Origin of the sequence: Nostoc sp. (assembly GCF_036917415.1) — a bacterium.
Classification (GTDB): domain Bacteria; phylum Cyanobacteriota; class Cyanobacteriia; order Cyanobacteriales; family Nostocaceae; genus Nostoc.
In genome coordinates this window covers 34,919-50,802 of sequence record NZ_JBALDJ010000071.1, presented here as the reverse complement: position 1 = coordinate 50,802, position 15,884 = coordinate 34,919, and the positions used below count along the sequence as shown (strand labels likewise).

15 protein-coding genes are annotated in these 15,884 nt (G+C 41.2%); 8 read left to right on the top strand and 7 right to left on the bottom strand.

What is annotated here, in order from left to right:
- Positions 1-222: 222 nt before the first annotated feature.
- From V7K41_RS14055 to V7K41_RS14035, 5 genes are all read left to right on the top strand, one after another.
- Positions 223-2,766: a proteasome protein gene (locus tag V7K41_RS14055; protein ID WP_334849017.1), complete on the top strand. Its 2,544-nt coding sequence runs from the start codon at positions 223-225 to the stop codon at positions 2,764-2,766.
- 54 nt (positions 2,767-2,820) lie between these two features.
- A complete protein-coding gene (locus V7K41_RS14050; RefSeq protein WP_334849015.1) occupies positions 2,821-3,669 on the top strand; it encodes an Rpn family recombination-promoting nuclease/putative transposase in 849 nt (282 codons plus the stop codon).
- Positions 3,670-3,725: 56 nt separating this feature from the next.
- Positions 3,726-3,977 (top strand): aspartate aminotransferase, encoded by a 252-nt coding sequence (locus V7K41_RS14045; RefSeq protein WP_334849013.1) that lies wholly within the window; start codon positions 3,726-3,728, stop codon positions 3,975-3,977.
- A 214-nt stretch (positions 3,978-4,191) separates the two neighbouring features.
- On the top strand, positions 4,192-7,167 hold the full coding sequence (locus tag V7K41_RS14040; protein WP_334849011.1) for a molecular chaperone: 2,976 nt from the start codon (positions 4,192-4,194) through the stop codon (positions 7,165-7,167).
- A 172-nt stretch (positions 7,168-7,339) separates the two neighbouring features.
- Entirely contained in the window at positions 7,340-8,431 is a 1,092-nt protein-coding gene (locus tag V7K41_RS14035) for a hypothetical protein (RefSeq protein WP_334849009.1), read from the top strand.
- Positions 8,432-8,533: 102 nt separating this feature from the next.
- Here V7K41_RS14035 and V7K41_RS14030 read toward each other — a convergent pair whose 3' ends face one another.
- The gene (locus tag V7K41_RS14030; protein WP_334692790.1) at positions 8,534-8,713 is read right to left on the bottom strand and encodes a high light inducible protein; all 180 of its coding nucleotides are present in this window, start codon (positions 8,711-8,713) and stop codon (positions 8,534-8,536) included.
- A 317-nt stretch (positions 8,714-9,030) separates the two neighbouring features.
- On the opposite strand from V7K41_RS14030, the gene V7K41_RS14025 reads away from it, so the two are divergent.
- Positions 9,031-9,876 (top strand): DNA adenine methylase, encoded by an 846-nt coding sequence (locus V7K41_RS14025; RefSeq protein WP_334849007.1) that lies wholly within the window; start codon positions 9,031-9,033, stop codon positions 9,874-9,876.
- Here the strand turns inward: V7K41_RS14025 and V7K41_RS14020 are convergent.
- From V7K41_RS14020 to V7K41_RS14000, 5 genes are all read right to left on the bottom strand, one after another.
- Positions 9,837-10,049 carry a hypothetical protein gene (locus V7K41_RS14020; protein WP_334849004.1) on the bottom strand — a complete coding sequence of 71 codons (213 nt, stop codon included), beginning with the start codon at positions 10,047-10,049 and terminating at the stop codon, positions 9,837-9,839. The two genes, V7K41_RS14025 and V7K41_RS14020, sit on opposite strands and share 40 nt — an antisense overlap.
- Before the next feature lie 49 nt (positions 10,050-10,098).
- Positions 10,099-10,707 carry an ATP-dependent Clp endopeptidase proteolytic subunit ClpP gene (gene clpP / locus V7K41_RS14015; protein ID WP_334849003.1) on the bottom strand — a complete coding sequence of 203 codons (609 nt, stop codon included), beginning with the start codon at positions 10,705-10,707 and terminating at the stop codon, positions 10,099-10,101.
- Positions 10,708-10,796: 89 nt separating this feature from the next.
- Entirely contained in the window at positions 10,797-11,135 is a 339-nt protein-coding gene (locus V7K41_RS14010; protein WP_334849001.1) for a cupin domain-containing protein, read from the bottom strand.
- Between the two features lie 123 nt (positions 11,136-11,258).
- Entirely contained in the window at positions 11,259-11,828 is a 570-nt protein-coding gene (locus tag V7K41_RS14005; RefSeq protein WP_334848999.1) for an SRPBCC family protein, read from the bottom strand.
- On the bottom strand, positions 11,828-12,148 hold the full coding sequence (locus tag V7K41_RS14000; RefSeq protein WP_334848997.1) for an ArsR/SmtB family transcription factor: 321 nt from the start codon (positions 12,146-12,148) through the stop codon (positions 11,828-11,830). Before V7K41_RS14000 ends, V7K41_RS14005 begins: the two co-directional genes overlap by 1 nt.
- Positions 12,149-12,321: 173 nt before the next feature.
- Here V7K41_RS14000 and trpD point away from each other — a divergent pair, with 173 nt between their 5' ends.
- A complete protein-coding gene (gene trpD / locus V7K41_RS13995; RefSeq protein WP_334848995.1) occupies positions 12,322-13,416 on the top strand; it encodes an anthranilate phosphoribosyltransferase in 1,095 nt (364 codons plus the stop codon).
- Here trpD and V7K41_RS13990 read toward each other — a convergent pair.
- Positions 13,346-14,386 carry a retropepsin-like aspartic protease family protein gene (locus V7K41_RS13990; RefSeq protein ID WP_334848993.1) on the bottom strand — a complete coding sequence of 347 codons (1,041 nt, stop codon included), beginning with the start codon at positions 14,384-14,386 and terminating at the stop codon, positions 13,346-13,348. The two genes, trpD and V7K41_RS13990, sit on opposite strands and share 71 nt — an antisense overlap.
- Before the next feature lie 208 nt (positions 14,387-14,594).
- On the opposite strand from V7K41_RS13990, the gene carA reads away from it, so the two are divergent.
- The gene (gene carA / locus V7K41_RS13985) at positions 14,595-15,761 is read left to right on the top strand and encodes a glutamine-hydrolyzing carbamoyl-phosphate synthase small subunit (RefSeq protein ID WP_334849064.1); all 1,167 of its coding nucleotides are present in this window, start codon (positions 14,595-14,597) and stop codon (positions 15,759-15,761) included.
- The last annotated feature ends 123 nt before the right edge of the window (positions 15,762-15,884 follow it).

Here is a 15,884-nt window from a genome sequence, read left to right as displayed (position 1 = left end):
ACTAAGTGTACGCGCAGCATCTCGTAGAGAAGTACGCCAAGGAAAAAAGAACAAAAACAGAATTCACAAATCTGCGCGTTTGATTTAGGATTGCTATAGCAAAATCGCAAATTAAATGAGAGAAATGCTAAATGTGATATCAAGACGTTGCAACAATGGCTGGTAATCGCATTTTATATGTTATAAAGCTCACAGAAATTAATGTTAGGCGGAAACTACTTTATGGAACCAGATAAACTGGGCCGTTTTAAGGAGTACGGCGAATTCATCCTCCGAAAGATAGATTCTGTGCCCCAACACCCTTCAAAACAAGAAGATTGGGTTCCAGCTAGTCTTGATGACTGTCTTCTTCGTTTGCGATCGGCTGCCCAGAAAACTGTAGACCTGGCAACTTCGCCTGTCAAAATTGGTGTGATGGGGGAATTTAGTAGTGGAAAAACCTTACTTTTAGGCAGTCTAATTGGATATGCAGATGCTTTGCCAGTCAGTGAAAACCCCACTACAGGTAATGTTACCGCCATACACATTATCCCGCAAGACGATTTCGCAACGACACAATTAAGTAACTTTACGGTTGAGTATCTTTCTCATGAAGGAGTACATGAGTGTTTACGCTTCATGCTAGGGGAAGCCAATAAACGCACAACAGCAGCAGGGCTTCCTCCTATACCAGTATCGAAACTCAACTCTGGCAACGATATTATTAGCTGGTGTGAAGAAGCATGGAATAGCAGTAACAATTTAGAGCTACGTTATTTACTGAGGGAGTTGGTATTATTCCTACGGGCTTATCAAGCTTATGGGGAAGTTATGTGTGGTGGGCACTACCAGATTGATGCTATCACCGCTCGTGAGGGGCTACAGCTAGTCGAACAGCCAATGGCAATCCAAACTCTGAAATTTGAGGATCTACCCCCAGCACACATCCGATTACCAAGTCCACCCCAGAGGCTACCAACAAAGTTATTGCAAAACAGTTTCCCACTGATCCGCCGCGTAGATATCGATGTAAAAATCTCACGGGAAATTTGGGATTTTGCAGATGCAGCTAAATTTATTTTGATTGACTTTCCGGGATTGGGGGCTGCTAATTCAGGGGCTAGAGATACCTTTTTGTCACTGCGGGAATTGGCAGAAGTACAGACAATTTTGGTATTGCTAAATGGTAAATCTCCCGGAAGCGATCGCGCCAATAAAATTTTCACCATGATGCAGCAGCAGCGACCGGGACAAGACCTGAAAGATTTAATTCTCGTCGGTGTGGGTCGTTTCGATCAACTACCCCTAGATAGCGAGGGTGGCGAAAGAGAACTTGACCAATTGATTGAAGATAGCTCATATTTGCAGGAAGAAACGGTTCTCCAAAAACTCAAAGTTCTGCAAACTACCATTGATGGTGCACAAGCGTTTACAACCCAAAAAGACCGCATCGTTTTACTGTCGCCACTGTTGGGATTGACTGAATTAGCAAAACGTTCTAGTAGCGTGAAAGCTGGTTCACCAGAGTTTTTGGCTAACTTAGACTATCCTGATTATTTAGATCGGTCTAAACGGCTACAAGATAAATGGGAGCGCTTAAGTAAACATCTGCTAGAATCTGATACCCGTAGCTATTTAGGCAGACAGTTGGGTTACTTTGTTCAAGATGGGGGACTTAGTAAGCTGCGGGAATTGATTCAAACTCACGTAGCTACTCATGGTTTGAAGCAACTGCATGAAGATACTAAAAGAGCTGCTGATGTGGTGAGTCAGCAACAAGATCACTTGAAGGACATCATAGATGAAATTCACGAGCAAGGTATCCCCACAGGTGATAGTCCCGCTTTTATCGAGTTACGCTTTGTGGTCGAAAGCTTAGATAAAATCTACAGAAATTTTCAAAAAGATATCGGGAAAGAACCACTCAAAGATCGGCGCGGTGTTGTTGTCAGCGATGTAGTTAAAGACGAACTCACCTTTAGAATCCTCAATTGGAACCAGTGGACTTTACTCTTCAACAAAGCCAATAATGGAGCGATCGCTCTGGCAGAATCTAAAGGTGCAGCTGGAAAATTATTCGATCGGGGAAACCGCGTAAATACTTCCCTTCCGACTAAAAGTGATGATTTTTATCCAGTATTTGAAAAAACCGTTAAAGAAGTAGAAGATTTTGCCCGCGATCGCATTCAGCAAGCAGTGGTAGATTTATTGAACCAATTCTCAAATTATATTGCCCCAGAACGCGAACAATTACAGGTATTTTTTCACCCAGAAATGGAACAAGAAATCGAAGAAAAATTTGGTTTTGAAGATGCCGATCTATTTTACAAATTATTACTAGGATGCGATCCTAACGAATGGAAAGAAGCAATCATCTCGGAAATTACTAGTAAAGACAAAACTGTTGCACCTGAAATTATTTTTCCCTTAGCACGTCAAGACGAAAAACACAACGTTGGTCAAATATTTGATTGGGCACCAGAGAAAAGCCAAGGCTTACCCAGATCGACTAATCATCAGCTTTTAGTACTGCGACTACGAGATGAAATTACTGCTAGCGCCAGCCTGCATCTTGTGCAGTATGTCAGCGAAGTTAATCAGCAAATTAATGCCGAGCTAGAAGGTATTTTGGATCAAATTATTCCTAGTTTACAAAACCTTTCAAAAAAAGAAACTTTGCTGAGATATCTAGCGGCTGGAGAATTGCCATCTGAAATACAAATTCCTACTTGGTTGCAGATTATTTCAGAACTTGCTGCTGTTTCTTATTTAGATGATTTGAGATGAGCAAACTCAGAAATTGACTGATTGCGATCGGGTAAGAAATATGAGGATGTATTTGTGAGACGTGATGCGATTTTTTATGCAATTTTCAAGCGTGTCCCAGGATTGTTTTTCGAGTTAGTAGAACAGCCACCAGCAGAAGCTAGTAGCTATCGCTTTGAATCAGTTGAAGTTAAAGAACCAACATTTCGGATTGATGGGGTATTTTTACCTCCACCAAATGCAACATCTCAGATGATATTTTTTGCTGAGGTACAATTCCAAAAGGATGAGTTACTATACCATCGCTTTTTCTCAGAGTCCATGCTGTATATGTATCGCAATCCGTCGCTTTACGATGACTGGTACGGGGTAATTATTTTACAGTCTCGCAGCTTGGAACCGGAAAACACTACTATTCACAGATCGCTACTGAACAGTTCTCAAGTACAACGGATTTATTTAGATGAGTTAGGTAGTCCTGATGAGCAAAAAGTAGGTATTAGTTTGATGCAGTTGACTATTGCCTCAGAGACTCAAATGGTGCAAGAAGCGAAACGTCTAATTGAGCGGGTGCAACAAGAACAGATAACTATCTTAGCTAAGGAGGAGATAATAGATGTAATCACAACAATTGCAGTTTATAAATTTGCCAACTTAAGTCGTGAAGAGGTAGAGGCAATGTTAGGAGTTAAGTTAGAAGAAACTAGGGTTTATCAAGAAGCTAAACAAGAGGGACTAGAACTAGGACTAGAACTAGGACTACAGCAAGGGTTACAAAAAGGACTACAACAAGGACTACAACAAGGACGAGAACTAGCAAAACTTGAACTTGTACCTCAGTTCTTAGCTCGTGGTATGTCGATGGAAGAGGTTGCCCAATTACTTAATTTAACCATTGAACAAGTAAGACTTGCAGCTGAGTAATCACAACAATTACTGGTTATAAATTTGCCAACTTAAGTAGTGAAGAGGTAAAGGTGATGTTTGAAATTAAGTTACAAGAAACTAGGGTTTATCAAGAAGCTAAAGAAGAAGGACGACAAGAAGGACTAAAACAAGCACTAGAAGTAATACGAGAAAAAGGACGAGAACAAGCAAAACTTGAACTTATACCTCGGTTCTTAGCTTATGGTATTTCTATAGAAGAGATTGCCGAGTTACTTGATTTAACTATCGAACAAGTCGAACAAGTAAGACTTGCAACTGAGCAAGAATCTTCAACATCAGCTTAGTAACTGCCGTAATTTTCATAGCGATCGCCTAGTTTGGGCTACGCCTACGCCCTTTCATATAAAAGCGTAGCCCAACGTAGATATCACGCCAAATAAAAAAGCCAGTGCTAAAGAGAATCAGTGCTACAAGACCAAAGATTCTCTAATTTTGTAATTTTATAATACAACATTACAGTTTTTAGCCAGCTAAAACAAACAACAAAAAGTGATAATAATGAACCCTTTTCAACTCAACAAATATAGCGAACAAGAACCAAGTGAGAAACTACAAAAAAGATTTCCGGGATGGTTTGCTTTAGATTTTGGTACGTCGAATTCGACAGTCACACTTTTCGATCCAATTGAAGTACCGATCGCAGAAATTTTACCAAAAGAACAAGAAATGCGGTTGCGCGATCGCTTATCGCAATGGCTAAGTTCTCCCGCCTCATTGGCTTTACCAGATATCAGCGCTGATGATTGGGAAAAGTTTATTGGAGAAATTAGCAAAAACCTGGAGATAGAACCAAGAAGATTGAGTGAAGTATTTGAAAGTGATAATAAAGAGCGATTTTTAGAAGCAATTCGCCAAATTGAACTTTCTTTAGGAAACAGCGAGAGATTCCGTCGGGCTGTCAGCAAAAAACTTTACCAAATTTATCATGAGGTGTTCCGCGTCCCTACCCTAGAGTCGCAAAATCTGATCCCAGTTGTGCTGGATATCGATCGCCGCGATACGGAAATTCCCAGCGAGTCGGAAATTTCGCACTTAGAAGACTTAAAACTGCGGATGGGTAGGGAAGCTAGAGATAACAGAAAAAAAGCGATCGCTCAAGGTACAAGCGGTTCTTTAAAGGAAATTATCAGCAGGTTTCACCATTCACCCAAACGCTATTTTGGTCAGGAGCGATCGTTTTCAGTTATTTTAGATGGCGAAGAAGAAACAATTACTGCCAACCAACTGATCCAATCTGCTTGGGCGCATTTAATCGAGTTAACTGAAGACTACCGCCAACACGCACGACGCAGATTTTCTGAAGGAGATTTTTTAACAGCAGTTGTCACCTACCCAACAGTCGCCCCACCAGTTGTTCGTAAGGAAGTTAGAGAACTGGTTGAGCAGTTAGGAATCGATGATGTGCAAACTGCTTATGATGAAGCCGTTTCTGTGGCAATATTCTTTTTATGGCGAGAATTTGGCGGTAATCTCAACATTGGGATTGAGTCATTCAAAACCCGTTGTCGCCAAGTAGGAAACAAATGGTCACAAAATGTTCTCGTTTTGGATATTGGTGGGGGAACCACAGACTTAGCTTTAATTGAACTGACTTTAAAAGATAAAACCCCAGCTTTTGCTGATTATGAAGACCGAGGTTTAGGAGGACGTTACTATAAACTTACCCCCAAACTATTAGGTTCATCTGGTCATTTACAGCTAGGTGGGGAGTTAATCACACTGCGAATTTTTAGATTGTTAAAGGTTGCGATCGCAGACTTTTTGTTGACAGCAGTCACAATCGGCGATCTAGAAAATGAAAAACTAGAAGATTTAATTAACTCAGAGTTAAACGAGCGTTTTTTAGAACAAGGCAAATTTAAAACTGGCAGTCTTTTAAAATGTCTGGATAGAGAGAATCCAGAAGGCGATATTGCTTACAAAGATGCCCTAGATACTGCCGAGAAAGTATTGCCGACTCGTTGGCAACAAGCACCTCAACGTCTGCAATCTTTTTATATTCTCTGGGATTATGCAGAAGCAGCTAAACTTAAACTTGGGCAAAAGCCACCAGCAGAGAATTCTCTATTAACCTTCACACTTTCTGAGCAGCAAATTTCCGAATTGCTTACCCAAAGTGCCGTTAAATTGCAAGTCAAAGATCCAAATAACATCTGCGTCACCTTAGATAACCAGCAATTTGAACGAGCCGCCGCTTCTGGAATTAAAGAAGCGATCGGTATTGCCAAAGGATTAATGGAAAGTCGCTTGCGTCCCGATGATATCACCAAAGATTCTTGGAATTCCCAAAAAGTTGATTGGTTAATTTTGTCTGGAAAAACTTGTAATTTAGATGTAGTACAGCGCCAAATCTACCAAGAATTTAGTAAATCTCCATATTTTGTCTGGAATCCAGAACGGATTACCTTTGTATTGGAATTTACCAAGCTAGCCACCTCTGCCGGGGCTTGCTATGCCGAAAAGCTACGAAGATTGAGATTCGATCCAGAAGAGTCCAAAAGCTTGCTGCGTAAGGGAGCCAACCAGCTAGAAATTGATGTCAAAAACCTGTTTTATTATTTGCCCTGTAACTTCAAACGCAAAACCCAAAGCAACGATTTACTAACTATATTCAAAGCTGGACAGGAACTCTATCAACTCGCACCTTGGGAAACTGTTGCTAAAGTTCGTACTCATTGGCAAGGCATACAATTAACTAATATTATCTACCGTCAGGATTACGAAGAAGGAGATTTACGACTATGGGGAAGCTTTGACGGCAAAAACCTCATGAATCAACTGGAAATGCCAGAAGCAGAGTTTCTGAAAAAAATCAAAGTCCAGTTTGAGATTGACCAAACCCTTGAATTTAACGTATTGCTTTGTCAGGGAAATCCCCATTATTTAATTGATATTTCTGGCATTGATTTAGAATCGGTAGTTTCAGAAACTTCAGCACTATTTGCTGATGGTAAATTAAACTGGAATATTGCTGTAGAACACTTCAATAAAGACTTAAATGATGGTGATATTGCCGTCAATGTGATTGAATCAGCAACTGTCGATCAACCAGATGCCTATCATCTTGTATTTGAAGTCGGAAATGATGGTAGTAAAACGTTTCACAAATTTCATTATTTGCGCGATGGGGTGACGCAACCAGGAATTGGGTTAATTAGTAATCCCTTACCTCCCTTTCCGCAAACTGGACAGCACACTTTCTATGTTTATCAAACAGATGCTGAAACCAACAGCAAAAAATGGATACGAATTGGCGCACTCAGTAAACCAGATGTAACCACAGATTACCCTTGCCAATATCGTGTAACTCTCGACGATCGAGGTATTCTAAGGATGCACGCTGGCGAAGTGCCTTACTGGACATCACAAAATCAAGAATGCCTGAAAGAAGAAGGATGTATTTATCTTGCTGAATTAGAGTTGCAACCTAATGAAGTTGATAAAGAACGCGATCCATTTTGCGGCATACATTAACTCTTGTATTAAACCTCCGCGTTCCTTTGCGTTTACTTTGCGCCCCTTTGCGTTGAAAAAATTAATATTTTTAAACGCAGAGGAACGCAAAGGTTAGCGCAGAGTAACGCAGAGTTTTGCCAAGTTTAATTCGTTATGAATCATATATAGGTAATATTTGGAGGTGATATTCATGCAGCACTTGCGTCAATTATTAGAGATAGAAAACTCGGAGTTAGCCCGGTTACTGCGGTTTAGTCTGTATGGACTGGAGGCTACTCTAAATCAGGCTTGTGCAGAATTTCCACTAGATCCAGGAGTTGAGGTATGTGATGAGGTGCTGCAAGAACTTCATTACTTATTGGAACCTGCACCGCCACAGCAAAATACTGGTTGGGAAGATGCGCCAGATGAGTTAAAACTAAGTCAACTCCGAGAAGCTTTCGATTCTGACTCAGAACTTAGTCATTATTTGGGTAATTCCCAACTGCAAAGCCAAACAGATTCAGATTTGTGGAATGAGATTCAACGTAAGTTGCTGCGAGTCCCAGAAGATTTGGCCACATCTTGGCGACAGCGCACCTTAGATTTAGCTCAAGAAGTTGGTGCGATCGCAGATAATTCTAACCTTTTTCAGCTTCCCTTTATCCGTAATGAAATTATCTACCCCGGTCTTAGTGGAACTGTTCAAACTCAAGGATTGAGCTTGTATCAACAAGCACTTTCAAATCCTCTAGTTACTCAAAGTAATGCATCTGATTTACCAGCAGCATTCCTATTTTTATATATGAATTTTATCGAAATAGACCCAGATTTACATCATGCTTTAAAGAGCGTTTTTAGCTTCGATGTCATTTCCTTACACTCCAAACCAGAACAGCGCGATCAATATATTGATGCATTAAGCGATCGCTTCCAACGTACCCAAAAAGCAGAGAAAAACACTGATACTCTGTCAATTCTCCGTGCCTGGATTGACATGGACGAGGCTATACATTCCCTAATCTTTATACCACCTGCTGAACGCTATTCTTGGTGGGGAAAGCTACAACATGAATCACGGCGTATCCTGAAGAAAGTCGCTGATGAAGCGATTAATGCAGGTAATGAAGTGCGAATTCGCCAATTATCGGGACTTTATGCAGATATTTGTGCTTTATGCAAGGATGACTTACAACTAGACTGTGGTGGTATTCCTGGCGAAGTCTTAACTTGTCTTCGGGTATATGCGCGAATTAATCAAGAAGAATCTCCAGGTCGTGTAATTTTTCGCTCATCACGCTAGTTGCTGGGGAGTTTTCTAATTCTTGAGATTATGAGGCAAGGCAGACAATTTTACTAATCCCCGCCTTGCCTCATCATCTAATGAAGGTAAAAACGTTTAAATCTAAAGGATGCCCCAGAAGTGTAAAATCCCTTGACCAGAAAACACTTCAAGTAGAACAACAGATAAAAAACCAATCATTGCAAAACGACCGTTCCAGTTTTCGCTCTGAGGAGTGAAGCCCCAGCGCAAAGCATTAGGATCTTCTGAAACCGAAGGCGTAGTCTTTTTAACGTTTGCCATAAAAAATACTCCGAGCTTTTATGTTGTAACAGTTATAACTGCCTGTAAAGTAATGTAACAGATTTTTACGAAATTGCAACATTTAATTGGCTCAAAAATAAAATTTATTTAGCTAGCTTACATTAAGTATACGTAATTTTGCGTTAATATGCTGGTGATGGTTAGGATTAAAAGGTTATGTGTTGTCAATAAACTAAGCAGCTATGTTTTAGCAGAGTTTATTGTACTAGCTTAGGTTCGTCGCTTTCCACGTACAGCAGCACTGCAATTTATTATTGATTTGTTAGAAAATCCAGATATCGAGACGATTTCTAATTATGCTCAAAAGCCCTCTACGATATCCTGGTGGTAAGTCAAAAGCAATTAATCAAATAGTTGAATATTTACCAGAAAGCTTTTCTGAATTTCGAGAACCTTTTGTGGGTGGTGGTTCTGTATTCATTTATTTAAGACAAAAGTTTCCTGATATCAAGATTTGGATTAACGATTTAAACCACGAACTCTTCTTATTCTGGAAATTTGCCCAATCTGATATAGCTCAGTTAGTTAAAGAGATTCGGTATATTAAAGTTAAATATACAGATGGCAAATTGCTTTTTGCAGAATTGACGAAGGTAGATGTCAATAATTTATCTGATTTACAAAGAGCCGTTCGTTTTTTTGTCCTTAACAGAATTACTTTTTCTGGAACTGTAGAATCAGGTGGTTTTTCACAAGAAGCTTTTCATAAGCGCTTTACTGATTCTTCAATAGAGCGATTAGAAAAGTTAGGAGATATTCTATCAAACAATGTCCAAATTACTAATTTGGATTACAGCCAGCTATTAAAACCAGCAGAAAAAGATGTATTTTTATTTTTAGATCCACCATATTTTAGCGCTAAAAAATCAAAGCTATATGGTAAAGATGGTCACTTGCACACCTCTTTTGAACATCAGAGATTTGCTGAAGTTTTGCAACAATGCGATCATCGCTGGCTAATTACCTACGACAACTCAACGCAAATTCTAGAAAATTTTCAATGGGCTAATATTTCAGAGTGGGAATTACAGTACGGCATGAATAACTATAAACAAAGTGGTGCAGCTAAAGGAAAAGAGCTATTCATTACTAACTATGAAGTTCAACGGAATTTAGACAAAATCGCATCTTCTATTGCATAGTCCAGCAACCAAGGTACTGCAAACGGCTGCGGTTCTTGAAGTGAATGAGTTCGCTGCCAGTCAATAGTTTGCCGCAATGCTTCATCTAACGGCACAATTTCTTTGTATCCCAACTCTTGACGGACTACAGAAGGGCCAATAAAATTTGTACCACCAATAATGAGTATTTTCATTTTGGTTTCCATTCCATTACTGTTTGTCGATATTAGAGTTGTTTGCAGATTAAATAGATGCAGATGTTTTCAAGATGATACTGTCAACTAAACCGTAAGCTTTTGCTTCTTCGGCACTCATAAAAAAGTCCCGTTCAGAATCCAGTTGAATTTGCTCTAACGATTTACCAGTATTGGCAGCGAGTATTTTGTTAATTAATTGGCGGAAATACAAAATTTCTTTGGCTGCAATTTCAATATCAGATGCTTTTCCCTGAGCGTCTCCTAATGGTTGATGAATTATAATTCGAGCATTTGGTAAAGCATATCTTTTACCCTTAGTTCCAGCAGCAAGCAAGAACGATCCCATTGAGGCAGCAATACCGATGCATACAGTACATACTTCCGAACGAATTTGATTCATGGCATCGTAAATAGCCATTCCTGCTGTCACCGAACCTCCAGGACTGTTAATATACAATGTGATATCTCGTTCTGGATCTTCAGCATCAAGAAATAGCATTTGGGCAACGATGAAGTTAGCTGTCTCGTCTGTAACTTCATTTCGCAAAAAGATAATTCGCTCTGCAAGTAAGCGTGAATAAATGTCTAATGCTCGCTCCCCTCTTTCTGACTGTTGAATAATCATTGGGATGCTGATTGGAATTTGAGAATTCATATTTGATATCTCCAATTAAGATAAAATTTTCATTCAAAACATAGTTATTAATAAAATGATTAGGCTGTTTTTTGAAGAAATTAGGATTTTTATAACTCCTCAAATCTTCCCATCTCACCAAGACGAATTGTAATAATTTCAACGGACGTAATTGCTTTGTGAGGCCCATTCTGGGTATGAGCAGGCGTAAACCAAAATGTTCCTGCTTTGCATTCACGTCCAGCAGTTTCAATAGTTCCATTCAGAACATAAACATATTCATCACAAGGATGATAGTGAGCTGGAATCACTGTGTCAGCAATCATTTTTAGTCTATGAATTGAACCTTTTGGCACTGGTTCAGCTAATGGCAATAATTTTGTACCTGGAATAGGCTGAAACTCAAACCATGTTTCAGCTTCTGTGTCAACAAAAGTCTGTTTAGTCATATTGAATTTTCTAAAAGCTCAATTTAATTTGACTTGGCTAATACTCGTCTAACCACAAATAATAATGTTGCCAAGCTTTGAATTTAAATGTAATTCTTGACGTGTAATATGTGAATTTCCATTTTAATTTGTGCAGAGTGTAGCTAAGATTTGCGGTAGTTTTTCATGTAAACTGTAGTTCCATCCACCATTAAGAAAATAACTAAGAACGATACTATCTAATGCCTCATATCTACCAACTGGTATTGATGAGAATACGGTGCTGCGATTATTTGGTATTACTGTCTGCATCCCTGCCTTGGACTCATACATAAACTTGCCTTGCCACGGTTGGGAAAGTTCCATTGGTTCATTGAGCTTGATGGCTTTTTGAATCAAACCTTTATGTTCGAGTAGAAGTTTCGTACCCCCAACTACGGGTTGAATTGTCCAGGTAACAACTGAAGGCTGGCACATCATACTGTCTTGCCAAGTGAATGCCATTCGTCTTGGCTCATCAAGTTCAATTACCTGACAGTTTATTTCTCCTTCCAACCCCGGCAGTGTCGAATGCACAAATCGGAATTTGTGTCCCAAACGCGGCTCAAAGTCGTTTTCCATTAACCACGTTGCTAATGCCTCGCGGTTAGTGAGTACCTGCCAAACCCGTTGGGGAGGATAGGGATAGAACACTTCCATATTCAATCGGAGCATCAATTTTCCTCCAAATAATTGCCAAGGGCGTCGAGTTTTTCTTGCCAAAACTGCTCGTAATGAGCAATCCATTCAGATATCTGTTTCAATGGCTCCGGGTTTAGCCGATAGAAACGCTGTCGCCCTGCTTTTCGCATTTGCACTAAGCCTGCTTCGCAAAGAATCTGTAAGTGCTGAGAAATCGCTGGCAAACTCATGGCAAATGGCTGGGCTAGTTCTTTGACTGGTTGCTCACCATTACGTAACTGATCCAGTAGCGCCCTGCGTGTGGGATCTGCGATCGCCACAAAAATATCCGCACTGGCAGCAGGTCTACTCATTCCTATTAACCATATATTTAAGCAAACGCTTAACTATTTAGATAATACATAAGTAATTGCTTAAATGTAAACTCCCAAGAACAGCAAAAAGTTGGGATTTTAGTTTCCCAAGCTTGGCTGCTACTTTCTCATTTTTCGGTAGGATGGCTCCCATACCTACAAAAACCTTAGCTATGGCAACTTCCCCAATCCCTGCTCAAGAATTTTCTGTTAATTGGTATATTCTGTTGCAACAATTAATAGATGGCCAATCTTTATCCCGTACTCAAGCTGCTGAATTGATGCAAGGTTGGCTCAGTGAAGCGGTTCCCCCAGAGTTATCAGGGGCTATATTAACAGCGCTGAACTTTAGAGGTATTTCTGCCGACGAGTTGACCGGCATGGCTGAAGTATTACAATCTCAATCAAAACTGGGGACTGGGGACTGGGGACTGGGGACTGGGCAAGAATCTACCCAATCCCCAATCCCCCTAATTGATACCTGTGGCACTGGTGGAGATGGGTCATCAACCTTTAATATTTCTACAGCAGTTGCATTTGTTGCCGCTGCATCTGGCGTACCCGTTGCTAAACATGGCAATCGTTCCGCATCAAGTCTCACAGGAAGTGCAGACGTATTGGAAGCCTTGGGTGTAAACTTAAGTGCCTCTAGTGAAAAAGTAGAAGCAGCACTACAAGAAGTTGGGATCACTTTCTTGTTTGCCCCTGGTTGGCATCCAGCACTCAAGGCGGTTGCCTCATTACGGCGGACTTTGAAAGTGCGCACAATTTTTAATTTGCTCGGTCCGTTAGTAAATCCCTTGCGTCCAACTGGGCAGGTAGTGGGCTTATTTACTCCCAAACTTTTGGCAACTGTTGCCGAAGCTTTACAGAATTTGGGTAAGGAAAAGGCGATTGTGCTGCACGGGCGAGAAAAACTTGATGAGGCGGGGCTGGGAGATGAAACTGACTTGGCGGTGTTATCAGATGGAGAAGTGCAGTTAACTACCATTAATCCCTTAGATTTGGATCTAACACCTGCTCCCATAGGTATGCTTCGGGGTGGAGATGTCCAAGAGAATGCACTAATTCTCAAGGCTGTACTCCAAGGTAAGGGAACTCAAGCACAACAGGACGCAGTTGCCTTAAATGCGTCGTTGGCACTGCAAGTAGCGGGTACGATCGCCTTTCTCGATCACGCGGAGGGGATTAAAATCGCTAAGGATATCCTACAAAGTGGGGCTGCTTGGACGAAGTTGGAGCAGTTAGTGGAGTTTCTGGGGAATTGATTTGCGATCGCAATTGCGGGCGAAATTCTATGACATTACGCTTAATTGTGACATCGTAGTTGCCAAAAAAGTCATGTCCTAGAAGTCCAGTTTCTAGTTCCGCACCTGCGATCGCTACTGGTATTTTATTGACTATTACCCCGCCAACTGCCATCGAATTAACATAGCCCACAGGAAATTCTACCGCTCTGGAACTTGCGGTGTTTGCCTTAGCTTTTCCCACTGTGACGATTCCCAAAGCATCGGCCATCTCTTGGGTGATGACAGTACCACTCGCTCCCGTATCCACAATCATCTCAAATTGCTGCTGGCCATTGAAGGTGACTTCCACAATCGGCGTACCACCAATTCGCCTTTTTATCGGGGCTGTAAATACTGCTTCATCGGGAATCACCACTGCTGATGACGGCAAACCTGGCTCTGGTGATAACGGTTTTGTTTCTCGTGGAGCTAAGGTGAACTTTGGTATAGTTTCTCTGTGGGGAACAACAACTACTACTTTATGAGGTACTTTAACTGCAACAGAGCGAGGATTAGCTTGCTGTTGGGCATATTTAACTTGGCGGCGATATTCCGTGATTTTGGTTTGAGCGATCGTAAATTCTGGGCTTTGTCGCCGTACTCTTTGCATCAGCGCGATCGCATCTTGGTACTGACTCGCCACCAATTTCCAATCATCTGGGGATTGAGCCGATTGACTGATACTCCAAGCGCCAACAGCTTTGTCTCGTCCCATCTCAAAAAGACTTGGTTCACTTTCAAACGGATCTAGCGGCTGCGCTTCTGGGGTAGCTGCTGGTCTTACTGATTCAACGCTAGGCTTGACTGGTGCTAGATCCCCAATTGGTGTAGGTTGCTCATCGCCACCAGTAGCGGTGTTCAGTTTGTCTTCACTACAGGCAACGCACAAAACCGCTAGAGTGCTTGATACAAAAATTAGGGTTGCACGGGATAAAAAAAACTGAAGCATAATTAATTTTAACTGCCCAAGCTTTGTCAAATCCACTCCCGCTACTTTAATTCCCTTTTAATTTTAATTAACTATCTTAAAAACTCCCAATTGCTCAACTCATGGGATAATTAACAATCGCAGTATTAAGCAATGGGGAATGGGGAATAGGCGATAAGAGTTTTTCTAATGCCCCATGCCCAATCCCCAATCCCCAATCCTATCACCTATGCCCTTAACTGACTCAATACCAGCTTTACTTGTCCTAGCAGATGGAACCACTTATCGCGGTTGGTCTTTTGGTGCGACGGGAACCGCGATCGGAGAAGTGGTGTTCAACACTGGCATGACCGGCTATCAAGAAGTCTTGACTGACCCTAGTTACCGCGGTCAGATTGTGATTTTTACCTATCCTGAATTGGGGAATACTGGCGTCAATCTAGAAGATGAAGAATCAGATGGGCCTCAAGTGCGGGGTGCGATCGCCCGGAATATTTGTCATCGTCCAAGTAACTGGCGATCAATACAATCTTTACCTGACTACTTCAAACAAAACCAAATACCAGGGATCTACGGCATTGATACCCGCGCCCTCACCCGCAAAATTCGGATGTTCGGAGCGATGAACGGTGGCATTTCTACAACCATTCTCGATGAAGCGGAATTGTTAGAACAGGTACTAGCAGCCCCCAACATGGCAGGATTGAATCTGGTTCGTGAAGTCACCACCTCAACGGCTTATGAATGGTCCGATCCCACAATTCCAGCTTGGGAATTCAACTCTGAAACTGGAGAAAATCTTGAGGAAGCCTTTACCGTTGTTGCCCTTGACTTTGGCGTTAAACGTAATATCTTACGTCGCTTAGTAAGTTATGGTTGCCGGGTAATTGTTGTACCCGCTGATACACCACCAGAGGAAATTCTCAAATACAATCCAGATGGTGTGTTTCTTTCTAATGGGCCTGGCGACCCTGCTGCCGTCACTGAAGGGATTGCAACTGCCAAAGCACTCCTATTAAGTGAAAAACCCATCTTTGGTATTTGTATGGGACACCAAATTTTAGGTCATGCACTAGGGGCAGAAACCTATAAACTCAAATTTGGTCATCGTGGTTTGAATCAGCCTGCCGGCTTACAACAACGGGTAGAAATTACCAGCCAAAATCATAGTTTTGCTATTGACCCAGATTCTTTACCTACAGCAGTTGTAGAAATCAGCCACCTAAACTTAAACGATCGCACCATTGCCGGGGTACGTCACAAATCTCTACCTGTGTTCTCCGTACAGTATCACCCAGAAGCTAGTCCTGGTCCTCACGATGCTGATTATTTGTTTGAGCAATTTGTTCAAGCCATGCGAACTGCACGTCAACCCCTCCAGGGAATTCAAAATTAAAAATAAAAAATTCAAAATGAAAGATTTCTTTTTGAACTATGCATTTTTAATTTGGAATTAGAGCAAAAAGCAAGAGTCGAGTTGTCGCATCTGAGATTAAATAAAAATAGCAAAATGCAAATG